Annotated in this window: 23 protein-coding genes; 15 read left to right on the top strand and 8 right to left on the bottom strand. The window is 55.5% G+C overall.

The features are described 5' to 3' along the window. Positions 1-26 precede the first annotated feature (26 nt). From urtE to urtA, 5 genes are all read right to left on the bottom strand, one after another. Positions 27-746, bottom strand: coding sequence for an urea ABC transporter ATP-binding subunit UrtE (gene urtE, locus KXG62_RS09295; RefSeq protein WP_218091671.1), 720 nt, complete (start codon positions 744-746; stop codon positions 27-29). Next, positions 739-1,518, bottom strand: coding sequence for an urea ABC transporter ATP-binding protein UrtD (gene urtD, locus KXG62_RS09300; RefSeq protein ID WP_218091827.1), 780 nt, complete (start codon positions 1,516-1,518; stop codon positions 739-741). Before urtD ends, urtE begins: the two co-directional genes overlap by 8 nt. Positions 1,519-1,532: 14 nt before the next feature. Further along, positions 1,533-2,657, bottom strand: coding sequence for an urea ABC transporter permease subunit UrtC (urtC, locus tag KXG62_RS09305; protein WP_218091672.1), 1,125 nt, complete (start codon positions 2,655-2,657; stop codon positions 1,533-1,535). Between the two features lie 41 nt (positions 2,658-2,698). Continuing rightward, complete coding sequence (gene urtB / locus KXG62_RS09310) at positions 2,699-3,604, bottom strand: urea ABC transporter permease subunit UrtB (RefSeq protein ID WP_218091673.1); 906 nt, start codon at positions 3,602-3,604, stop codon at positions 2,699-2,701. A gap of 82 nt (positions 3,605-3,686) precedes the next feature. Continuing rightward, positions 3,687-4,940 carry an urea ABC transporter substrate-binding protein gene (gene urtA, locus KXG62_RS09315; RefSeq protein ID WP_218091674.1) on the bottom strand — a complete coding sequence of 418 codons (1,254 nt, stop codon included), beginning with the start codon at positions 4,938-4,940 and terminating at the stop codon, positions 3,687-3,689. 318 nt (positions 4,941-5,258) lie between these two features. Here urtA and KXG62_RS09320 point away from each other — a divergent pair, with 318 nt between their 5' ends. The 9 genes from KXG62_RS09320 (at position 5,259) to KXG62_RS09360 (ending at position 12,992) form a co-directional block, all read left to right on the top strand. Next, entirely contained in the window at positions 5,259-5,564 is a 306-nt protein-coding gene (locus KXG62_RS09320) for an urease subunit gamma (protein ID WP_218091675.1), read from the top strand. Positions 5,565-5,614: 50 nt separating this feature from the next. Continuing rightward, positions 5,615-5,980 (top strand): urease subunit beta, encoded by a 366-nt coding sequence (locus KXG62_RS09325; RefSeq protein ID WP_218091676.1) that lies wholly within the window; start codon positions 5,615-5,617, stop codon positions 5,978-5,980. After that, positions 5,981-7,732, top strand: coding sequence for an urease subunit alpha (gene ureC / locus KXG62_RS09330; protein WP_218091677.1), 1,752 nt, complete (start codon positions 5,981-5,983; stop codon positions 7,730-7,732). It abuts the gene before it with no gap. Beyond that, on the top strand, positions 7,732-8,433 hold the full coding sequence (locus KXG62_RS09335) for an urease accessory protein UreF (protein WP_218091678.1): 702 nt from the start codon (positions 7,732-7,734) through the stop codon (positions 8,431-8,433). Before ureC ends, KXG62_RS09335 begins: the two co-directional genes overlap by 1 nt. A 62-nt stretch (positions 8,434-8,495) precedes the next feature. Further along, positions 8,496-9,158 carry an urease accessory protein UreG gene (ureG, locus tag KXG62_RS09340; RefSeq protein ID WP_218091679.1) on the top strand — a complete coding sequence of 221 codons (663 nt, stop codon included), beginning with the start codon at positions 8,496-8,498 and terminating at the stop codon, positions 9,156-9,158. After that, the gene (locus KXG62_RS09345; RefSeq protein WP_218091680.1) at positions 9,151-9,996 is read left to right on the top strand and encodes an urease accessory protein UreD; all 846 of its coding nucleotides are present in this window, start codon (positions 9,151-9,153) and stop codon (positions 9,994-9,996) included. Before ureG ends, KXG62_RS09345 begins: the two co-directional genes overlap by 8 nt. 378 nt (positions 9,997-10,374) lie before the next feature. Beyond that, complete coding sequence (gene cyoE, locus KXG62_RS09350; RefSeq protein WP_218091681.1) at positions 10,375-11,304, top strand: heme o synthase; 930 nt, start codon at positions 10,375-10,377, stop codon at positions 11,302-11,304. Positions 11,305-11,429: 125 nt separating this feature from the next. Then, a complete protein-coding gene (locus KXG62_RS09355; RefSeq protein WP_218091682.1) occupies positions 11,430-12,035 on the top strand; it encodes an SCO family protein in 606 nt (201 codons plus the stop codon). A 30-nt stretch (positions 12,036-12,065) separates the two neighbouring features. Next, positions 12,066-12,992: an AEC family transporter gene (locus tag KXG62_RS09360; protein ID WP_218091683.1), complete on the top strand. Its 927-nt coding sequence runs from the start codon at positions 12,066-12,068 to the stop codon at positions 12,990-12,992. Positions 12,993-13,001: 9 nt separating this feature from the next. Here the strand turns inward: KXG62_RS09360 and KXG62_RS09365 are convergent, their stop codons facing one another. From KXG62_RS09365 to KXG62_RS09375, 3 genes are all read right to left on the bottom strand, one after another. After that, the gene (locus KXG62_RS09365) at positions 13,002-13,361 is read right to left on the bottom strand and encodes a toprim domain-containing protein (RefSeq protein ID WP_218091684.1); all 360 of its coding nucleotides are present in this window, start codon (positions 13,359-13,361) and stop codon (positions 13,002-13,004) included. Between the two features lie 473 nt (positions 13,362-13,834). Next, positions 13,835-15,433 carry an S-layer homology domain-containing protein gene (locus KXG62_RS09370; RefSeq protein ID WP_218091685.1) on the bottom strand — a complete coding sequence of 533 codons (1,599 nt, stop codon included), beginning with the start codon at positions 15,431-15,433 and terminating at the stop codon, positions 13,835-13,837. 407 nt (positions 15,434-15,840) lie between these two features. Further along, entirely contained in the window at positions 15,841-17,007 is a 1,167-nt protein-coding gene (locus KXG62_RS09375) for an MFS transporter (protein WP_218091686.1), read from the bottom strand. Positions 17,008-17,109: 102 nt separating this feature from the next. On the opposite strand from KXG62_RS09375, the gene KXG62_RS09380 reads away from it, so the two are divergent. From KXG62_RS09380 to KXG62_RS09405, 6 genes are all read left to right on the top strand, one after another. Then, positions 17,110-17,259, top strand: a complete 150-nt coding sequence (locus KXG62_RS09380) for a hypothetical protein (RefSeq protein ID WP_218091687.1) — start codon at positions 17,110-17,112, stop codon at positions 17,257-17,259. Between the two features lie 54 nt (positions 17,260-17,313). Then, on the top strand, positions 17,314-17,754 hold the full coding sequence (locus KXG62_RS09385; RefSeq protein WP_218091688.1) for a hypothetical protein: 441 nt from the start codon (positions 17,314-17,316) through the stop codon (positions 17,752-17,754). A 61-nt stretch (positions 17,755-17,815) separates the two neighbouring features. Then, positions 17,816-18,967, top strand: a complete 1,152-nt coding sequence (locus tag KXG62_RS09390; RefSeq protein WP_218091689.1) for a transglutaminase-like domain-containing protein — start codon at positions 17,816-17,818, stop codon at positions 18,965-18,967. 138 nt (positions 18,968-19,105) lie between these two features. Beyond that, positions 19,106-19,819, top strand: coding sequence for an HAD-IA family hydrolase (locus tag KXG62_RS09395; RefSeq protein ID WP_218091690.1), 714 nt, complete (start codon positions 19,106-19,108; stop codon positions 19,817-19,819). A 24-nt stretch (positions 19,820-19,843) separates the two neighbouring features. Next, positions 19,844-21,901 carry a peptidoglycan D,D-transpeptidase FtsI family protein gene (locus KXG62_RS09400; protein ID WP_218091691.1) on the top strand — a complete coding sequence of 686 codons (2,058 nt, stop codon included), beginning with the start codon at positions 19,844-19,846 and terminating at the stop codon, positions 21,899-21,901. Positions 21,902-22,104: 203 nt separating this feature from the next. Beyond that, a complete protein-coding gene (locus KXG62_RS09405) occupies positions 22,105-23,058 on the top strand; it encodes a metal ABC transporter solute-binding protein, Zn/Mn family (RefSeq protein ID WP_218091692.1) in 954 nt (317 codons plus the stop codon).

A 23,058-nucleotide genomic window follows, 5' to 3' on the forward strand; every position in this document is an offset into this window, starting at 1 on the left:
GAGGTTCGGCCTGCCGCGCCGCTGCGTCATACCGCCAAATGCTTGCGGACCTGATCTTCGCTGAGCGAGGCGGGGGTGCCTTCGGCGACGATCATGCCTTTGTCGAGCACATAGTAGTAATCCGCGATGCTGGTCGCGAACGTCAGGCTTTGCTCGACGAGCAGCACCGACATCGACTGGTTCGCTTTGATCGACTCGATGACGCGCTCGATGTCCATGACGATCGACGGCTGGATGCCCTCCATCGGTTCGTCAAGCAGCAGCAGTTTCGGCTCGGCCACAAGCGCCCGGGCGATGGCGAGCTGCTGCTGCTGGCCGCCGCTGAGGTCTCCGCCCTTGCGCTTCAGCATTTGTCCCAGCACCGGGAATTTCTCGTAGACGGATTCGGGGATCCCGGCTTTGCGCAGGCTGCCGCCGGCCGCTTCGAGCCCGATCTTCAAATTTTCCTCCACTGTCAGCTGGGAAAATATATCGCGGCCTTGCGGCACATAACCGATGCCGGCTCTCGCATGGCGGTACGGAGGGGCGGCGGTCAGCTCCTGTTCACCGTAGCGGATCGTGCCGTTCTTCGGCTTGATCAGGCCCATGATCGTCTTCATCAGCGTCGTCTTGCCGACACCGTTGCGGCCCATCAGGCAGACGACCTGACCGGGCCGTACTTTCATCGTAATTTCGCGCAGCACCATGCTCTCGCCGTAACCGGACGCGAGCTTATCGATCGTTAGCGTGTTTCCTGCCTTAGTCATGCCGTTCACCTCTTCTTCCCAAGTACACTTCCGCGACTTGATCGTCGTTCTGAATGTCCTGCATCGTGCCTTCGCGAAGAACCGCGCCTTCATGCATCACGGTGACCGTCCTGGCGAACCGGCGGACGAACTCCATGTCATGCTCGACGACGACGACGGTTTGCCGGCTGCTGATCGCGTGCAGCAGCTCGCCGGTTTTTTCTGTTTCGCTATCGGTCATGCCGGCCGCCGGCTCGTCAAGCAGCAGCAGCTCCGGCTCTTGAATGAGCAGCATGCCGATTTCCAGCCACTGCTTTTCGCCATGGGACAAGCCGCCGGCTTTGTCTTTCGCTTTATCCGCCAGGCCGATCAAATCCAGGTAATAGCGGATACGTTCCCGCTGCTCCGGCTTGGTGGCCGCTACGAGCGTGCTGAGCAGGCCGCGCTTCTGGCGCATGGACAGCAGCAGGTTCTCCTGCACCGTCAGCGTCGTGAAGATCGAAGGCGCCTGGAACTTCCGTCCGATGCCGAGCTGGGCGAGCTGATGCTCCTGGTTTCGCGAAATATCGTAATTTTTGAACAGCACCCGGCCTTTGGACGGCTTAACTTTGCCGCACAGCACATCCAGCAGCGTCGTTTTTCCCGCGCCGTTCGGTCCGATGAGAAAACGAAGCTCTCCCGGCAGCAGCTCCAGATTCAATCCGCGAATGGCTTTGAACCCGTCAAAATCGACCTCTAGCTGTTCGACGCGGAGTAGAGGAGCGGTCGATGGTTCACGATACGAAACATTCATAGCATTCATCACGACTAGCCTCCCTGTTGTGATTTTTCAAGCTCGGCGAATCCGAGCGGCGGCGCCGGCTTCAATGCGGCGGGAGCGGCCCTCTCCCCAGTGTGACGCGATCTGCCGGCAGCCCAGTCCTTCACCGTGCCGGTAATGCCTTTGGGCAGGAACAGCGTGACGATGATGAACATGGCTCCCATCAGAATCGGCCACCATTCGGGATACGCTTCGCTGAACGTCGTCTTGGCCGAGTTCGTCAGCACCGCGCCGATCAGCGCGCCGAAGATCGTAGCGCGGCCGCCGATGGCAACCCACAGCACCATCTCGATGGACGGGACAATGCCCATTTGCGCGGGGGAGATGATGCCCTCCTGCAGGACGAACAAGACGCCGGCCAGTCCGGCGAGCGCAGCGGACACGCAGTAGATGAACACTTTGTAGGCGACCGGGTTGTAGCCGATGAACCGGACCCGGTTCTCGGCGTCGCGAATGGCGACGAGAATTTTGCCGAGACGGCTCGACGCGAGCCATAGGCAGAGCAGCAGTACGAGTCCGACGACGACGACCGTAATGTAATACAGCGTAAGCTTGGTCGACGGTTCGCCCAGCTTCAGGCCGAGGAACGTATCGAAATTCGTAAGGCCGTTCGTTCCGCCGGTGTAGCCCTGCTGGCCGACGAACAAGGTGATGGTGATAATGACGAGCGCCTGCGACAATATGGAGAAAAACGTACCGCGGATCCGGTTGCGGAAGGTCAGGTAGCCGAGCACGAAGGCGACGGCGACCGGTACGAGCAAGGCGAGCAGCATCGCCGTGCCGGCGGAGTGGAACGGCAGCCAGAACGCGGGCAGCTGCTCCACGCCGCTCCATGACATAAAGTCGGGAAGCTGCCCGTTCGAGGCGACCAGCTTCAGGTGCATCGCCATGCAGTAAGCGCCGAGCCCGAAGTAAACGCCGTGGCCCAGACTCAGAATGCCCGTATATCCCCAGATGAGATCCAGACCCATGGCGAGGATCGCATAGGCGAGAAATTTGCCGAGCAGCGACAGCCGGAACTCGGACAAAAACGCCGGCGCCAGCAGCATAAGAATGAAGAGCAGCGCACTGAGCGCGATTTTTACTTTTGTATTGCTAAGCAGAGTGTTCATGGCACAAACCCCTTTCGTTAACGGTCACCGCGCGAGCGCGATCAGTCGAGCGCCCGCGATTTCATGGTGACAAGACCGGACGGCTTCCACTGGAGGAAGGCGATAATAAGCGTAAACACGATCACTTTGCCGAGCGTCGCGCTGGTTGAGTATTCGAAGGCCGTATTCAGCACGCCGATGCCAAGCGCGCCGGCGACCGTGCCGATCAGCTTGCCGATGCCGCCGAGCACAACGACCATGAACGCATCGACGATATAATACGTGCCGATCGTCGGACCGATCGGGCCGATCAGTGTCAGGGCGCAGCCGGCGATGCCGGCCATGCCGGAGCCGAAGGCGAACGCCTGCGCGTCGACGCGGCGGGTGGAGATGCCGAGGCATGAGGCCATGTTGCGATTTTGCATGACGGCCTGCATGTTGCGCCCGCCCCGCGTATGATACAAGTACCAGTAAATGACGGCCAGGCATGCGATGACCAGCGCGATGATGAACAGCCGCTTGTAAGGCAGCGTCAGATCATCGCCGATCGTGATCGCGCCTTCCAGCCACGAAGGCGCGGTGACGGCGACGTTGGGCGCGCCGAAGATGGAGCGGGCAAGCTGCTGCAGCACGAGGCTGACGCCCCAGGTGGCCAGCAGGCTATCCAGCGGCCGTCCGTACAGGAAGCGGATGAGCAGCGCCTCCAGCAGCCAGCCCATGACGAACGCGACGCCGAAGGCGACGACCAGCGCGAGCGGGAAGTAGAGGCCGAAGCTGGAAGCCGGCAGCATCTTCTGGAACAGCTGCTGGATCGTATACGCCATGTAGGCGCCGATCATAATGAATTCGCCGTGGGCCATGTTAATGACGTTCATCAGCCCGAAAGTAATCGCCAGTCCAAGCGCGATAAGCAGCAGGATGGAGCTGAGCGACACCCCGTTAAACAACTGAAGCAGAATCAGGCTCATAACGGAATACCTCCTTTAACGGTCGGAAAACAGAGGGACTGCCTTCGGCAGTCCCCGTTTTACCGGTTCTCTCTCTGTAAGACTACTTGGTTACGGCTGCGCCCCAAGGATACGTTTTGAGGAACGGATCCGGCTTAACCGACTGGCCGGAATTCCAAACTTCCTTGATCATGCCGTCGGACTGAATTTGGCCGATCCGCACGGTCTTATAGATGTGCTGATTGTCGCCGTCGACTTTGACTTTGCCTTCCGGAGCGTTCCATTCGATGCCCTTCGCCGCCGCTTTCACTTTATCCACTTCAAAGGAACCGGCTTTCTTGACGGCTTCAGCCCACAGATAGACGCCGGTGTATGCTGCTTCGATCGGATCGTCCGTCACGCGGTCTTTGCCGTACTTCGCTTTGTAGGCTTCGACGAACTTTTTGTTTTCCGGCGTATCCGTCGTTTGGTAGTAGTTCCATGCGGTGTAGTGGCCTTCGAGAATGGAAGCGCCAATGCCGCGGATTTCCTCTTCGGCGATGCTGACGGACAGCGTCGTCAAGTCTTTGGAGCTGAGGCCTGCGTCTTTCAGCTGTTTGAAGAACGCGACGTTGCTGTCGCCGTTGAGCGTATTGAAGACGACGTCCGGCTTTTCCTTTTTGATTTTACTGATGATCGTGTTGTAATCCGTATGGCCGAGCGGCGTATATTCTTCGGCGATCAGCGTGCCGCCTTCCGCCTTGAGCTGCTCTTTAATGATTTTATTGGCCGTTCTCGGGAATACGTAATCGGAGCCGAGCAGGAAAAACTTTTTGCCCTTGTTTTGCAGCAGCCATGATACGGCCGGCACAATTTGCTGGTTCGTCGTAGCGCCGGTATAAAAGATGTTCGGCGATGATTCCAAGCCTTCGTATTGGACAGGATAGAAGAAGAGCCCTTTGTTCTGCTCTACGACCGGCAGCACTGCTTTGCGGCTGGCGGAAGTCCATCCGCCGAAGATGACGACGGCTTTGTCTTTTTGCAGCAGTTTTTTTGTCTTTTCTGCAAACGTAGGCCAGTCGGAAGCGCCGTCTTCGACGATCGGCTTCAGCTGTTTGCCCAGAACGCCGCCGGCTTTGTTGATTTCCTCGATCGCCATCATTTCCGCATCTTTCACGGATACTTCACTGATGGACATGGTGCCGGTCAAGGAGTGAACGATTCCGACGGGAACGGTGTTGTCCCCTGCGGGTGCTTCCGTTTTGGCGTCGGTGCCGGATGCGGCCGGTTTGGCTGCGCCGGAGCAGCCCGCCAGGAAGGCGGATAGCGTCAGTGAGACTGCCATCAGTGCGGTAAGCCTTTTTCTTTTGAATAACATGTTTCATCCACTCCCCTAATTTTTTTAATCCATCATGTCGGTATGTCAGTATGGCTTACATGCCATATCTTATTCAAATGTGATTTACATGTCAATATATATTACATAAATTTATTTTTCCTAAACATGTGAACGCGGTAAATGCGTCACTTATTTATCGGTTTTCCACGTCATTAAGAAAATGCGCGGGATTTTTTGATGTTATGCCGTGTTTTGTGTGATTTTATATAACATAAATAGATTTACAGATGAGCAAAACGCGAATATAATAAAGTTATTAGCAGTGCATTATTCGTGTTTTGTTGAGGAGGATCTAACATGAACCTTACAGAAAGGGAGAAGGAGAAGCTGCTCATTACGGTTGCAGCTGATCTGGCCCGGCGCCGGCTTGCGCGCGGTGTGCGCCTTAACTATCCCGAGAGCGTGGCGCTTATTACTTCGGAGATTATGGAGGGCGCACGCGACGGGATGACGGTTGCGCAGCTCATGGAGTATGGGACGACCGTGCTGCGTGCGGAGCAGGTGATGTCCGGGGTGCCCGACATGATTCATGAAGTGCAGGTGGAGGCGACGTTCCCGGACGGCACGAAGCTGGTTACGGTGCATCAGCCGATTCGCCAATAATTTGAATGAGCGGGCAGCCGAACATCTAGCTTAGGAGGAGGAACGACGCAATGAAACCGGGAGAATACCGCGTTCGGGAAGGAACCGTGGAACTGAACGCCGGAAAAGTGAAAGCGGCAATTGTCGTCATTAATAGGGGGGATCGCCCGATACAGGTCGGCTCGCATTATCATTTTTTCGAAGTGAATCGGGCGTTGGCGTTTGACCGTGCTGCGGCCTTCGGCATGCGTCTGGATATACCGGCGGGCACGGCGGTCCGGTTTGAACCGGGAGAAGAGAAGCCGATCACGCTGACGGAACTTGGAGGCGACCGGCTGTCCTTCGGCCTGAACGGATTATCGCAGGGCGAGGCGCGCCGCGGCGCGCTGCCGGAACCGGTGCGCATCCGGCTAGGCCAATGGGAGGAGGGCGAGTAGATGGTACAGATGAACCGCAAATCGTATGCGCTCATGTTCGGCCCGACGGTCGGAGATGCCGTCCGCCTGGCGGACACCGACTTGTGGGCGGAAGTCGAGCGCGATTACACGCGTTACGGAGACGAATGCAAGTTCGGCGGCGGGAAAGTGATCCGTGACGGGATGGGACAGTCCAGCCGGCATACGCGGGATCAAGGCGTGCTCGACACGCTGATCACCAATGCATTGATTATTGATCACTCCGGCATCGTGAAGGCGGATATCGGGATCAAGGACGGCCTGATCGTCGGCATCGGCAAAGCCGGCAATCCCGATATTATGGACGGCGTCGATCCGAACATGATCGTGGGCGCTTCTACGGAAGTGATCGCGGGCGAAGGCAAAGTCGTGACGGCCGGCGGCATCGACACACATATTCATTATATATGTCCGCAGCAGATCGAAACGGCGCTCGCCTCCGGCGTAACGACGATGATCGGCGGCGGGACGGGACCCGCGGCGGGCACCAGCGCCACAACCTGCACGCCGGGCGCATGGCATATGCGCCGGATGCTGGAGGCGGCGGAGGCGTTCCCGATGAACCTCGGGTTCACCGGCAAAGGCAACGCCGCCTTCCCGGAGCCGCTCGCCGAGCAGGTGGAGGCCGGCGCGATCGGGCTGAAGCTGCACGAGGATTGGGGCACGACGCCGGCTGCGATCGACGCATGCCTGGCCGTGGCCGACCGCTACGACGTGCAGGTGGCGATTCATACGGACACGCTTAACGAGTCCGGCTTTGTCGAAGACACAATCCGCGCCATCGGCGGGCGCACGATCCATACGTACCATACCGAAGGCGCCGGGGGAGGGCATGCGCCGGATATTATTCGGATCGCCTCGGAACTGAATGTGCTGCCTTCCTCGACGAACCCGACCCGCCCGTATACGATCAATACGGTCGAGGAGCATCTCGATATGCTGATGGTTTGCCATCATCTCGACAGCCGTATCCCGGAGGACGTTGCCTTCGCGGATTCACGGATTCGCCCGGAGACCATCGCGGCGGAGGATATACTGCATGATCTCGGCGTGTTCAGCATGATCAGCTCCGATTCCCAGGCGATGGGCCGCGTAGGCGAGGTGATCATCCGCACGTGGCAGACGGCGGATAAGATGAAGAAGCAGCGCGGCCCGCTGCCCGAACCGGGCGCAGCCGCCACGGGGGCCGACTCCGGCGATGACGGCGCAGGCGCCAACGATAACTTCCGCATCAAGCGGTATATCGCCAAGTACACGATCAATCCCGCGATTACGCACGGCGTCTCGCATCTCGTCGGCTCGGTCGAGGTCGGCAAGCTCGCCGATCTCGTCGTCTGGAGCCCCGCCTTCTTTGGCGTCAAGCCGGATATGGTCGTCAAGGGCGGCATCATCGCTTTCGCGCAAATGGGCGATCCGAACGCTTCCATTCCGACGCCGCAGCCGGTATTCGGACGCCCGATGTTCGGCGCGTTCGGCCGGGCGCTGAACCATTGCATCACATTCGTGTCGCAAGCCGCCTACGATGCCGGCGTACACCTCGAGCTTGGCCTGCAAAAGCGTATCGAGCCGGTCAAGCATTGCCGCTCCGTCACGAAAAAACATATGATCCATAACGGTGAAACGCCGAACATCGAAGTGAACCCGGAGACATACGAGGTGAAGGTGGACGGCGTGGCGGTCACCTGCGAGCCGGTCAGCGTGCTGCCGATGGCGCAGCGGTATTTTCTATTTTGATGAACAATACTTCAACCTTTACTTGGCTCGCCTATACGCAATTCCTCGACTCGGCTCTGCCGATCGGCGGGTTCTCGCATTCATTCGGTTTGGAAACGATGGTGCAAAGCGGACGCATCGAGCATGCCGGGCAGCTGAGGCAATATATCGAAGCGATGCTGTTTCACAGCTGGGGGCCGGTCGACGCGCTGGCAGTCAAAGCCGTCTACTTGCTCGCTCCCGACAAGCGCTACGCCGAGCTGTGGCGGATCGACCGCGAACAGCATGTGCAGCGGATCGCGGCGGAAACCCGAGACGGCGTCGCCAAGATGGGCCGGCGGCTGTACCAGCTGGCGCGGGCGATGTATCCGAATCTGGCGTGGGAGCCGCTGGACGAAGCAATGCAGTCGAAGCAGTGCATCGGCACGCATCCGTTCATTCACGGCTGGATCAGCCATGAGCTGCAGGCACCGCTGCCCGTTGCCGTGGAAGGGTATTTATACACGTGTACGATAACGTGTATAAACAGCGGGCTGCGCCTTATGTCGCTCGGCCAGACGGACGGTCAGAAGCTGCTGGCTTCGCTGCTGCCCGCGATTGCGGAAGCGGCGCGGCAGACGGAATCGCTGGATCCGCTGGAGGACGGGTACGTAAGCGTTCCTTATGCGGAAATCGCTATGATGCGGCACGAAGCGCTGTACTCGCGATTGTTTATGTCCTGAATCATTTATTTCGCTTCATTAATATACGTATTCATTGATAACTTGAAGGAGGCTGACGCGTCATGTGTCAAGGAGGAGCGCATCATCATCACGAATGGGAAACACCGGATCACATCCATTTGGGCCGTCCGATGCGGATCGGGATCGGCGGTCCGGTCGGCTCGGGCAAGACCGCTTTGGTCGAAAGGCTTGCCCGCAAATTAACGGATAAGTACAGTATTGCCGTCATCACCAATGATATATATACGAAGGAAGACGCAAATATTTTGATTCGTTCCGAGGCGCTGCCTGCCGAGCGCATCATCGGCGTAGAAACCGGCGGCTGCCCGCATACGGCGATCCGCGAGGACGCTTCGATGAACTTCGAGGCGGTGGAGGAGCTGGAACGGCGGTTCTCTGATCTCGATATCATCTTCATCGAGAGCGGCGGCGATAATTTGGCCGCGGCGTTCAGCCCCGAGCTGGTCGATCGCTTCATCTATATTATTGACGTGGCGCAAGGCGAGAAAATCCCGCGGAAGGGGGGCCCGGGCATTATGCGCTCCGACATGCTGATCATTAACAAAATCGACCTTGCCCCGCATGTCGGCGCCAGCCTGAAGGTGATGGAGGAGGACACGATTCGGATGCGCGGCGACAAGCCGTTCGTATTCTCGAACTTGTTCGGCGGTCAAGGGCTGGATGATATCGTCCATTGGGTGGAGCACGAGTTCAGCCATGCCTGAGGTGACCGGGGCGATCGCCGCTGAATTTACTTTCAGCGGGGACGGAACGCAGCTGCTGCGCCATCAGCAATCGTATCCGCTCAAAATCGCCAAAACGTTCCGCTTCGACGGACGGCAGCTTGGCGTGTACGTCATGGACGCGTCTCCCGGTATGATGGCCGGCGACGTGTACGACCAGCAGTGGCGTTTCGGCGAAGGCACCGATGTCTTCATTACGAACCAGTCGTATACGAAGGTGCATCCGGCGCGCAAACGCGAAGGCGACCCAGCCGTCCCGACCCGCCAGCGGCAAACGCTGCACTTGGCTTCCGGTGCCTATGTCGAATACATGCCGGAACCGTTAATGCTGTACCGCGAGGCGTATTATGTGAGCGAGACGGATATTCGCATGGAGCGGGACTCGACGCTGATCTTTAGCGAGATCGTATGCCCGGGGCGAACGCATCGCGGCGAGCAGTTCCAATATGAGCTTTACCGGTCGCGCCTGTCCGTCCGGTATGACGATGAGCTGATTTTCTCGGCGAAGCAGCAGACGGAGCCGGGCCGGCATGCCCCGGCCGTCGCAGGACGCTGGGACGGCTATACGCATCTGGGCGCCCTGTATTTGTTCTCAACAGCCGCGGATGCCGCCTTGGCCGAGAAGCTGCGCGAGCGGCTGGAGCGAGAATTCCCTTCGGACGGCAGCTTGTATTACGGCATCAGCCTGACGTACAAACACGGACTCGCCGTCTCGGTGCTCGGCCATCGCGTATACGAGATCGCTGCGCTGCTCGACAAGGCCTGGAGCATCATCCGCTCCGTGTCTTTTCATAAGCCGCCGTTGTCCGTGCCGAAGTAACGGGCTGCTCCGCTTCGCTTTGCCGGACAATTAGGTCCGGCGGTTCTAGTACGAAACGGGGACCGAAGCTCGGAAAATAAGCTTTGCAAGAGCTGGATGCATTAGCTTTGGCTAACATTCGGCAATAAGTAAAACGTATTTCTTCTATAATATATAGTGAACAAAACAGCAGACAGCGCCCATCACTTACCGTCCGGTTTTTCACCGGACGGATTTTATTTTATTGTCACAACTTCGAGCGCACATATCGACAATATTTTGAACACCAGGATGTGTTTGTTGTCAAATGTTCGGCAGGTTGCTATTATAAAGGGGATGTATGAGCTATACTGATGAAGTGGCTGCGGAACGGATCCTTCATATAAGGGGGTTGTAAGATTGAAAGAGCAAGCAAGTTTGGAGCTTGGCGCGGAGACGGCCGCCGCTGCCGACGATGCGGTACAAAGCTTGCCGGTGAGCTGGAGGGATTTCGTCCAACTGGCGAAGCCCGGTATTTTGTTTTCCAATTCGATCACGACGTTTGGCGGATTTTGGGTGGCGTCCAAGTGGGATATCAACTGGCTGTTGATGATATATACATTGCTCGGCGGAGCGCTGGTGATGGCATCGGGATGCGTGTTGAACAATTATTTGGACCGCGACATGGATACGAAGATGGCCCGTACGCAGAAGCGTGCGCTCGCCACGGGCAGAATCGCCCCGCAAACGGTACTGTTATACGGGATTATTCTTGGCATTGTCGGCCTTGCAGTACTGTGGTTCGGTACGAATCCGTTAGCGGCTTTGCTAGGTCTGATCGGTTTGTTCCTTTACGTGTGGCTGTATACGGCATGGTTTAAGCGCACTTCGGTGTGGAGCACCTTTGTTGGCAGCTTCTCCGGATCGATGCCGGTGGTCATCGGCTACTGCGCCGTGAACCCGCAATTTGACGCAGGTGCCATCATTCTTTACGGCATTATGTTTTTATGGCAGCCGCCGCATTTCTGGGCGCTGGGCATTCGGCGCATGGAAGAATACCGTGCAGCCGGGTTTCCGCTTCTACCCGTCGTGCGAGGCACGTATGTGACGAAGCTGAGCATGGTCCGCTATATCGTGCTGCTCGTTCCCGTATCGCTGCTGCTCTATGTGTACGGCTATGTCGGCGAAATTTATTTGGCGTTCGCCGCATTGATGGGGCTGTACTGGGCATTCCTCAGCATTAAAGGCTTCAAGGCGGAGGACGAGGTGCAGTGGTCGAAGAAGATGTTTATTTTCTCGATTAATTATTTGACGCTGCTCTTCATTATTATGGTTGTGAACACCGTGTAACGCGGCGCGTTGATCCAGTCAAAATATAATCCCACGGCGGCTTCTTCGCCTGGGATTTATTTTTTGACGGCAGCCGCAGCAGGTGCGCGAGATGGTTAAATAGCGAGAACGAGAGGGTGGAGAGGGTGCAAAAAAACGGCTTCAAAATCATTGTCATTGTGCTGCTGGTCGGTCTGATCGGCACATTCGGCTACATGCTGATGAAAGGACCAGATCAAAAAATCGGCGTATTGCAAAAAGCGCCTGATTTCAAGCTGGAGAACCTGGATGGAAAGCAAGTATCGCTCGGCGACACGACGGGGAAAGCCAAGCTGATTTATTTCTACTATTCTACCTGCCCTGACGTATGCCAGCCGACAACCTTTACGTTGTCGAAAATTCAAGACAAGCTGGTCGAGAAGGGCGTATTCGGTACGAAAACTGCACTCATGTCCATTACGTTCGATCCGACAAACGATACGACCGCGCAGCTGAAGGAATTTTCCCAACGGTTTCATGCCGATTATAAAGGATGGTATTTTCTGCGGGGAGAAGAAGCATCGGTCATCGACCTGGCCAAAAAATTCGGCGTGCTTGTCGTGAAAGATCCGAAAACAGGAACGTATACCCACAGCAACTTGTTCCTGCTGGTGGACGGGAAGGGCGATCTGCGGACTTATTACAGCGGAAATGACGAGGATCTCGACCTGGATAAAGTCGTCTCCGATCTGATCAAGATCAGCAAAGAATAATCGCAATCGAACGGGGGCTTTATTGCAAGGATGGGTTACTTCACGCATATTTTGCTCAGCAACGTTATACCGCTTACGATTATGATCGCGATTGGCGTTGTGTTATACAGAGCCTTTCAACTGGATATACGAACGTTATCCAAGCTGAACTTTTATTTGTTTTCTCCGGCGGTCGTCTTCAAGATGCTGTATGAATCCACGCTTTCCTTAAGTGTGCTGGGACAAACGCTGCTGTTCTTCGTTCTTTTCTTTGCAGCGATGTATATCCTCGTGGAAATCGTAATCCGTATTCGCCGCTATCAGGGCGGCATGGTGCCGGCTGTCAGAAACAGCGTCTTGTTTTATAACAGCGCCAATTACGCCATTCCGCTCAACCAGCTTGTGTTTGTCGGCGACGCCTTCACGATGTCGATTCAAATTATTATTATGATGATGCAGAGCCTGCTGCCGAACACGTACGGAATATACTCCGTCAATGCGCACAAAAAAGGCGATATCCGCCAAACGATTCGGACGATCTTGACGCTGCCGGTCATTTATATTATCCCGGTCGCGTTTTTGATGAATGGGCTGCATATCCCGATTCCGGCGCCGGTGTATACGCCGATCAATTACGTGTCGAATGCGTTTATCGCCACAGCGCTGCTGACGCTTGGTGTGCAGCTCGGGAGCATGAAGTGGAAGTTTCAGCTGTCCGATGTGATGCTGTCCAACGTGCTGCGGCTGCTGGCCGGGCCCGCCGTCGGGTTCGGGATTGTCCTGCTGCTTGGCATCGACGGCGTGATGGCCCAAGCGCTCGTGCTGTCGTGCGCGGTGCCGACCTCGCTGAGCAGCGTGCTCATTGCCGTAGAGTATGACAATGAGCCGGAGTTTTCGTCGCAAGTGGTGTTTTCCTCTACAATCTTCAGCATATTTACCGTCACGCTGGTCATTTATTTATTGAAGTTCATCGGTTGACGGACAGCGTCATAACGAATCGAAGGTCGGGTATTCCGGAGGGTAGACAATATACTCCTCGAGCCCGGCCTTTTCCAATTGCTGAATCAGGTACTCGTCCGGCGTTCCTTCGACACCGGCGTAGCCGCGGCGCGTATAGATCTGCTCGGCGTCGGGGAAAGTATCCCGCAGGATGCCGCGTATTTTTTTGCCGGAGGAGTCGTTGTCCGTAAAAAGGAAGACCTCGCTTTCGCCGATCTTTTTTTTCAAGTTTTCCAGCCTTTCGGTATTTAAGGAACCGAAGGTGCAGTAAATCGCAATGTCATCCTTCAGCAGGCGGCGAAGCCTGCTTTTGTCGTTTTTCCCCTCTACGATGATGGCGATCGACATGGCAATCCTCCGTTCAACGAGTAGATAAGATCTTTTTTGTAGTATATCCCCTTTTGATGTCCCATCCCATACTTTTGTGTTCGTATTTCCCAGGAAATGTCGAAAAATATGTGTGATCGCTGCTTTGGCTTGACCGGCCGTGACTTAGCTCCGAAATGCAAGCGCTGGACTTCGTTGAATCCGCTTAGGCTATGACAGGATGGCGGCGGCAGCAGGCTCGGGGGGAGCAACGATGGGACGAGGATGTCTGTCCGTGTCCGGCGCCGATTAAGGAACCGGCTGGCCTCACGAAGAAGTTAATCCTTAGCGGATTATTCCAAAGCGTAAACTTGCGTTAGAGCGAGATTTCGTGGGGCGGAACAGGGGAACTCATTCGTAGCGAGTCACGGTGCTTACCTTGCTGTATAGCAAAAAAACGGTCCGGCTGATCGCCGGACCGTTTTACAAAAGGAGAGTGGCCGTTAAGCTGATTCTTAGTTGATGAATTTAGCCGTTGTGAGCAGACGCTTCAGCATTGTTGCCGATTGTGCGCGAGTCGCCGTACTGCGGGCGCCAAGCATATCGTCCGTCATGCCGTCGATGATGCCTGCTTTGATTGCGGTTGCGACTTCTTCGTTCGCCCAGACGATGCTGCTTGCATCCTTGAATTTACCAAGGAGCTGAGCCTGCTCTTCGGACGTAACGGCCGGTTTCGCACCTGCGTAGTTCAATGCGCGTACAACCATGGCCGCCAGTTCTTCGCGGTTAATCGTCGCGTTCGGCTTGAACGTGCCGTCCTCATAGCCGTCAATCAGCTTCGCTTTGGACGCTGCGTCTACCACGCCTGCGTACCAAGCATCGGATGCGACGTCAGAGAACGTTGTGCCTGTGCTGCTGGTGGACAAGCCCAGGGAGCGTACAACCAGTGCTGCGAATTCGGCGCGGGTGATGCTGCGCTCAGGCTCGAACGTCGTGTCTGTCACGCCGTCTACAACCAGTTTGTTCGCGAGCAGCGTGATGTAGTTTTGCGCCCAGTGCCCGTTAATGTCGCCAAATGTTTTGCTCGTTTCGATCACGGCATAGATGCTGCTGCCGTTACGCTTGATCAGCGCTTCCTTCTCGGAGAACAATGCCGGAACGAAGCTGAACTTGCTTGTTGCCGGATCGTACAATACAGCTGTCGTTTGTCCCGGGTTGACTGCTTTCACCATCGGAAGCACTCGACTGATGTAATTGCTGCCAAAGTCGACCGCCACTTTATTGTCTTCTTTGCCAAGGCCTGTGATGCTGAAATCGACAATGGAGCTGACGAGCGTGCCGCCGATTGCGTTTGCAGCAGCATTCACTGCATTGGTCGTTGCGTCGTCTGCTTTGCTGATGGATGCTTTGATGATCAGTTCATCAACGGTTACATTCAGCTTCGCTGCCAGATCGTCCAGCTTCAGTACGTTCAGCGGAAGATTGTATGTACCGGTGCTGTTCGTAATCTTCAGCATTTTATCCGGATTCGAGACAAAGTTTACGAGTGCTTTGGCCGGAATCAGGACGAAATCGCCGTTCAGCGACAGCGTGACCGTATCGTACTTCTCAAACGAGTCTTTCAGCCGGTCGGCGTTAACGGAACCGTCGGCATATACGATAATGGTCTCGGAACCGGACATCCAGCCGCCGCCTCCGCCGCCTCCACCACCAATAATACCGCCGCCGCCGGTCGGAGGCGTGCTGGTCCGGTAAACGGCTTTATAAACCGAATCCGTGATGGCTTCGCCATAGACGGACGAACCTACAGGGCCGTACAAATTAATGTAATCATAAGTGCCGAGCCCCGATGCGGTAAACTTGTAGTTGTAAACCCCGTCGTACACGCTGTAAGTCACATCGGTTACGTTAAGCTGGGTGCCGCTTGGGCTGTACATATAAACTTGCGAATTGACGCTGTAAACGTCGGAATAGACCGTACCGGTCACGGTTCCGTTCTCGTACTTCACATCTTTAAACCCCGATGCGGCGAAGGCGAGTACCGGAAGCATAATCGAGATGATCAGCATCATCACGGTTACTTGCGCTGTCTTTTTAAAAACAGCTGGCTTCATGCAGGATTCACTCCTATCTCTTTGGGCAAATAGTTTCTTATTGCGATAATCAGGCTTCCTCGACAAATGTATTTCACCTCCTTTGCGGTGTTCCATATAGATGGTTCGAAGCGGACAAGTATTTTCTGTCCTGGCTGGCAAAAATTACTAAGCCGCCTTTTCAGCTCGCAATCAGTACTTAACCGGGACGGCCCGCTGCTAAACATCTCGACAGAGTGAAACGCACAACATTTCGCAAAGGTTGCGGTCATTTTCGATTTTTGAACTAAAGTACCAGGAACATCAGACCCGGGCACTACCTTTTTTTCGATTTTGGGCCAAAAGAAAGCCCCGACCGCAAGGCGGCAGGGGCGGGCTGATGGACTAAGACGGGATGACGAGATTTGTCGAAAGATATAGCTGCGGCGTTAAGCGCGAACCGTTCGGCTGATCCGGTTGATCGGAAGCAGGCAGAGCGAAAGCATCAGAAACAGGAACGCGATGAAATACGGCGATGTATGCGTCCGCACTTGTCCGGCAACAATGGGGCCTATAAAGGCGCCGATCGAGTACGAAATCGATAAAATGGAGAAGACGCGCCCGTATTTGTTCGAGCTGGTCACACTGGCAAGAAATGAAGCGATCGCCGGGAAAATGACCCCTTTGGCCATGCCGATCAAGAACAGCGAGGCGGAGACGGGAAGCGGCCAATGCACCGACATGCCGAAGAAGACAAGCGCCAATGCCAGGCTGCCGAAGGATGTTCTCAAGACCGGAGATACGCGGCTGAGAAACAGCATACTCAGCGTAACGAGCGACCCAAGGCTGATCAGCGAGAAAAAGACGCCGGACGTGACAATGGAGCCGTGTGTTTCTTTCATGAGCGGCAGCTCGAAAAACAAGATGCCCTGGGAGCATGAAATGCCGAGCGGAACGGCGTAGAACAGCCATGGAATCCGGCTTGACGGATCGCCGAGCGCAGGATTGCCCGGCGGCAGTGCGGCTGCCGCCCCGTGCGGGGCGAACATCTCTGCCGCGGCCTGCTTGTACTGCTGTTCGTTGACGCCGAACCAGGCGAGGATACCGGTCACGATCAGGACCCATCCCAGAAACGTAAAGGATGCGGCAAAGCCGAACTCCGCGACGAGAAAAGCGCCGGCTGCAGGACTGAGCACGGAAGCGATCGTATGCACCATCCCGTTGCCGGCCATCAGCTTTCCTTGCTGCACATGATCCTTGGCGATTTTCGCCAGCAGCGTCAGGCAGGCCGGCGATAAAAAAGCGAGCACGAATCCGCTGATGGAACGAATGATCAAAAGGTCCCACGGATCGGTGACGCGGGATTGAATTAGGAGGACGATTCCTGCTACAATCAGGCTGAATACAATAAATGCTTTGCTGCCGTACTTGTCGACGCCGTAGCCTGCAATCAGATTGCCGGGCAAATGGGTAATCGAGTACACGCCCAGAATGAGTCCGATGAAGGACGGCGCAGCCCCCAGAGATATGGCAAATGGAGAAAGAATCGGATACTGCGCATGCAGGTCGAAGAAGGCTACGAACATAAACAAGTACAGCCATACAGCGGTTTTCACCCAAATCACCTCACACATCATTGTTGGTTGTCCGTTGCCTATCCTTACTACGTTTACGCCTGCGGGGGCCGGAATAGTACAAGTTTTTTGAAGGGGGAGCCCATGGATACGCTTGTAGTAGCGGTCCTGACTATCGTCGTGCTTCTGGCGCTGCTGAGGCTGAGAAGGACATTCCGCCATTCGCAGCGGGACCGGAGCGACGAAATCCAGCGAAAGCTGGCGGAACTGCGGAAAAAAAGAGATGAAGAGTAAAAGGAAATTATTGTATGATGAGTAACAGATGCGCATGAGCTCAATGAGGGAGAGATGGCTTTGGATTTTTTAACAGCCTTTTTGGCGGAACGCTGGTACATTATTTTGGGGGCGCTCATCGTTTTATTCCTGGTCATAAAAATCGTGAAGACGGTGATCAAATGGGTCATCGTGCTGGCGATTGTCGCCGGGCTGTTTTTCTATGGCGCGAGCTACAAAGATCAGCTGCTTGAGCTTGGCACGACGGTAGGCGCCAAGGTCGCCGCCGAAGCGAAGACGCAGGCGATGAACGCGATCGGCCAGGAAGTGAAGGAAGCGAAATATTCGCAAAATGCCGACGGCTCGTTCACGATCATGACCAAGAGCGTGAAGGTCGAAGGTAAGCCCGGCGCCGCGGAGGTGCAGGTGACGTTCATGAATCAGACGTTCACCGTGAAGGTGGACGATATGGTGAAAACGTTCATAGAACAGGCGAAGAAGAACGCGGGCATGTAGAGAGACACAATGTTACGAGTTTCCTGTTCATATCGGATGCCGTGAAAAGGAGGGGGAGCGGATGGGCGTTTGGCAGCAGCTGCAGCAGTGGAACTGGATTACGGTGATGATCAGCGTCGTTATGATCGCGTCGGTTGTGCAGGGGCTCGTCCGCGGCGCTTCCTCCTCCGCCAGACGATTGCTGCTTATGGTGATGGAAGGAGCGGTAACGGTGGTCAGCTTATTTCTCGCTTGGAAGCTCAGCAGCTGGCTGTCGCCCATGCTGCAAGCCTTTCTAATCGGACTGAACATCGTCATTCCATCCGAAGCGCTCGGGTTCTGGAAGCAGCTGTACTATACCTTGATTACCGCGATCCGCGATTTCTCGCTGCTGCGCTTCAGCTTATTGTTCGTGCTGGGCTACGGCGCGATTAAGCAGATCGTCTACCGGATCGTCGATCCGGTGTTGGATCGCTGGGAGGCGCTCCGCAGTGACCGGAGCAAGCTCGGGGAAGGAACGCCGTCCTTGCTCAGCAGCCTGATCGGCGGCGTACTCGGCGCGGTGACCGGCTTGGGCCGGGGGATGGTGATGATCGCGGCGCTGTTCGTCGTTACGACGCTGTTCCCGCAAACACCGGCGGCGGGCTACATTCAGGCCTCCTCGATTTACCAGAAAGGCGCGAAGGAAGTGATCGAGCCGGCCGCAGGCGAGTTCATTTCAAGCCGACTGCCCGTGTTTACCCGTGCGGTGGAGCAGGAATTCGCCAACATTTTGCAGCGCAAATACGAGGTGCTGGACGCCAAAGTCCCGCCGGATATTGCGCTGGCGGCGAAGGAGGTCGCGGCGGGCGCGAAGACGGATGAAGAGAAGGCGAAGCTGTTGTACCGGTGGGTCGGCACACGCGTGAAGTACGACTGGGACAAGGTCAAGCTGTATGAAGAGCAGCGCATCTGGAAAGAGCAGACGCCGGAAGAGACGTTCCATTCGAAGAAAGGCGTGTGCATCGACTATTCCCGGTTGTACGCGGTCATGGCCCGGTCGGTCGGCTTGGAAGTCAAGGTCGTAACCGGACTCGGGTATGACGGCCGCGGCGGGTACGGCCCCCACGCCTGGAACGAAGTATATTTGTCGGAAAGCAATGAATGGGTGCCGCTCGATTCGACATGGGTGGCGAGCGGTGGCAACTGGTTCAATCCGCCGAACTTCAAAGACACACATATTAAAGAAACGTAAGCCGAAGCACACTGGAGCCAGTCGGAAGGGTCGCAAGAGAGACCGTCTCCGGCTTTTCTTTTGCGCGCGAAAAAGTTATGGTAAACTAGAAAAGATGAGCAGGGCCGGTTAACCGGTCAGATACGAGGTGAAGCATCGATGGTCAAGTCACTCCGCGACTATAAAGCGATATTTTTCGACGTAGGCGATACGTTAATTACGATCCCCGCCGCGCGCGTCATTATGCAGCAGTATTTGGCAAGCAAGGCGATGCACCGGGGAGAGGAGCAGATCGGTGAACTTTTTACCGAAGCGTTCCGTCTATTTTATTACGGCAAACAGCTGGATCCGTTCGAGGTATGCACGCCGGAATCGGACAGGGCATTCTGGGTCAAGCTGTATCACTATATACTTCAGCGATTGGGCGTGGACGAGGAGCAATGGACCGAAGAACAGGTGCATCAATGCTGCCACGAGCTGTATCATTTGTTTACCGCGCCGGAGCAGTATGCGCTGTTTGAGGATGTGAAGGAATGCATCGAACGATTAAGCCGGGAAGGCTACAAGCTCGGCATTATTTCGAACTTTGCCCCGACGCTCTCATCCATCCTGGAGCATAAAGGGATCCTGCATTACTTCGATCCCGTCATCGTGTCGACCGAGGTCGGCCTCGAGAAACCGGACCCGGCGATTTTCAGTCTGGCGCTCGAGCGGTCGGGACTGGAAGCGCGGGATGTGCTGTATATCGGCGACCACGACCGCAATGACATTTGGGCGCCGGCCCAGGTCGGCATTGATGCCGTGAAAATCAAACGCTATGATTACCATACAGGAGAGGGCATCCACTCCCTTCGCGAATTGTTCGCACTGTAATCCCAGTAAAGGAGTTTCAGTCTCATGAAGAAGCCTGTTGTCATGGACGACCCGCAGAAGCAGGAGCATAACAAGCGCCGGCAGTTTACGTTTCGGATCAACCTGTTCTTTTTCTTTACGTTTTTCCTGTTTTCCGTTCTCATCGTAAGGCTGGCGATGCTGCAGTTCGTGGAAGGCCACGAGATGAAGGCGGAGAAAGCGGCTCGAAATAAAGCGGACACGCCAATCCCCCCGATTCGCGGCAATATTTATGACCGTGGAGGAGCCCCGATTGCTTACACGACCTCGACGCAGTCGCTGTATTTCCGAATTGAGCAGGAGCAGCCGAAGGAAGAAGTGATTTGGCTCGCCAACGAGCTGGCCAGAATTTTCGCCGAATACGGCGTTTCTACGCCGAAGCCGCTCACGGCCGAGGATATTATCAAGGCCATGGATGTCGGCTATGATTTGGACCAGAACAAAACGACGGCTCCAAGTTATTTCGCCGTGCCACGGCGGCTTAAGTCCGGTTTGTCCGAGAAAGAGATGGCGTACATTTACGAGCATCGCGACGAGCTGAAATGGCTGGAGATTACCGAAGAAAGCATACGGACTTACGACCAGGATACGACGCCGGCCGTGCAGCTTGTCGGTTATATGCGTCCGTTCTCGGCGGCAAGGGAGCCGAAGTACGGCTTGCCGTTCTATAAAGACAAGAAGTCCGAAGGATATCTCGATACGGAGGATGTCGGCTACGACGGCATCGAGCTGATGTACCAGGAGGAGCTGCGCGGCAAGAACGGGTACAAGACGTATCCGGTGAACGCGTCGCAAAAAATTATCGGCAAAGTCGAAATCACGAAGCCGATCAAAGGCAACAACTTGTTCTTGACGCTCGACAAAAACGTGCAGCTCATCACCGAGCAGGCGATCGTCGATCACCTCAAGTGGCTCAAGGGACCGGAGGCGCGCAACAACCCGTACGCGAATAAGGGACGTAATGCGGTGGCCGGCTACGCGGTGGCGATGGAAGTGGACACGGGGAAAGTGGTTGCAATGGCGAGTATGCCGGACTACGATCCGACCGTATGGTTCGGCGGTATCCCGCAGGCGGAGTACGAGCGGATCAAACCGTTTATTAATAACGGAACGATCACAACGGCTTACCCGGATTACCCGGACGCCGAGCTGGCCAAGCATCCGACCTCGATCGTGTATATGGGCTCGGTCGTCAAGCCGCTGTCCGTGCTGATCGGCTTGAACGAGGGGCTGTTTACGACGTCGCAGAAATACAACGATACCGGCGTCTTCTATTACGGGAAAGACAACAATGCGCGGCTTTCTAACTCGGATAGTGCCGCGTGGGGCAACATCAACGCCACGGAGGCGATCCGCCGCTCTTCCAATACGTTCATGTCGGCGATGATCGGTAATGCGCTTTACTTGCGCAACGGCAATAAGGCGGTCGAGCTGTGGGAGACATATTTGGGTAAATTCGGCTTGGGCGTGTCGACCGGAAGCGGACTGCCGCGAGAATACGCAGGACTCAGCGAGTTCAAGACGAACACGAAGGAAACGGTGCAATCCCGTATGGTATTCGCCTCGTGGGGCCAGAACGAAAAATATACAACCTTGCAGATTGCCCAGTATGCAACGACGCTGGCGACGCGCGGCAAACGACTGAAACCGCAGTTTGTGGATAGGATCGAGACGTACGAAGGAGAACTGGTCAAAAAATTCGACGAGGCGGAAGTGCTGGACGAGACGACGTTCCCGAAGTCGTATTGGGATGCGGTCATTACCGGCATGAAGCAGGTCGGTGTCCAAGGCTTCGATGGATTTCCTTACGAAATCGCCAGAAAGACGGGAACGTCCACGCAGCGCGTCGGCGGCGGTAAGGAAGTCGATAACGCGGTATTTCTCGCCTTTGCTCCGGCGGATAATCCGAAGCTGGCCGTAGCGGTCGTCGTGCCGGAAGGCGGGTTCGGTTCGTGGGGCGCAGCGCCGATCGCGCGCAAAATTTTCGATGCGTACGATCAATATGTCGGACTGGACGGCGTACCGAAAGGAACTTCGGCAGGGACCGGCACGAAAAAGCCGTAAACGGCACCGTAGAGAAATCTCCTGATTAAAACGGGAGATTTCTTTTTTTTAAATTAAATGTTGCACTAAGGAAACATATTTGTATATAATTAAAATATAGTCATTTAGCAAACAAATGTTGTCTTGGCTAAAAAAGAAGGTATGAGACAACATTCGCAAGTGTATAGATGGTCATATGATAAAAAGGTTGGGAGTGTAAAATCATGCACAAAAGTAAATCGATGCCGTCTTCATTCAAAAGATTGATTATGACGCTTTTGTTTTTGACGCTGGCGGCCATGTCCGCAGCTTGCGGCTCATCGCAGGAAGCCGGGGCTGACGGAAAATTGAAAGTAACGACTACGATCGGAATGATCGGCGATATCGTCGCTCAGGTCGGCGGAGAGCATGTGAAGGTGACCGGATTGATGAAATCAGGCGTCGACCCTCACTTATACAAAGCTTCGCAAGGCGATGTGAAGAAGCTGGAGCAGGCGGACATCATCTTCTACAACGGGCTGCATCTCGAAGGCAAGATGGTGGATATGTTCGAGAAGATGAGCAAGACGAAGCCGACCGTTGCGGTATCGCGGTCGATCCCGGAATCGAAGCTGCGCGGCTGGGACGGCGGAGAAGCTTCCCATGACCCGCACATCTGGTTCGATGTGAAGCATTGGATCAGTGCAACTGAGGTGGTGCGAGAGGAGCTGAGCAAGCTCGACGCAGCCCATGCGGAAGCTTACAAATCGAACGCCGCGGCATACACGAAGCAGCTTGAGGAGCTGGACCGGTACGCGAAGGAGCAAATCGCTTCGATCCCGGAATCGCAACGGGTGCTGGTCACCGCGCATGATGCGTTCGGCTACTTCGGCGATGCGTACGGCATTAAAGTGATGGGGCTGCAGGGGATCAGCACCGCGTCAGAATACGGTTCCAAAGATGTGAGCGACTTGAGGGATTTCCTCGTGAAAAATAAAATCAAAGCGGTGTTCGTGGAGTCCAGTGTGCCGAAGAAATCGATCGAAGCCGTCATCCAGGGCGCGAAGAAGCAGGGGCACACGATTACGATCGGCGGCGAGCTGTACTCGGACGCGATGGGTAAGGAAGGGACGCCGGAAGGCACGTATACCGGCATGGTAAGGCATAATGTGGACACGATTGTGAAGGCATTGAAATAA

Origin of the sequence: Paenibacillus solanacearum, from assembly GCF_910593845.1 — a bacterium.
GTDB classification, from domain to species: domain Bacteria; phylum Bacillota; class Bacilli; order Paenibacillales; family NBRC-103111; genus Paenibacillus_G; species Paenibacillus_G solanacearum.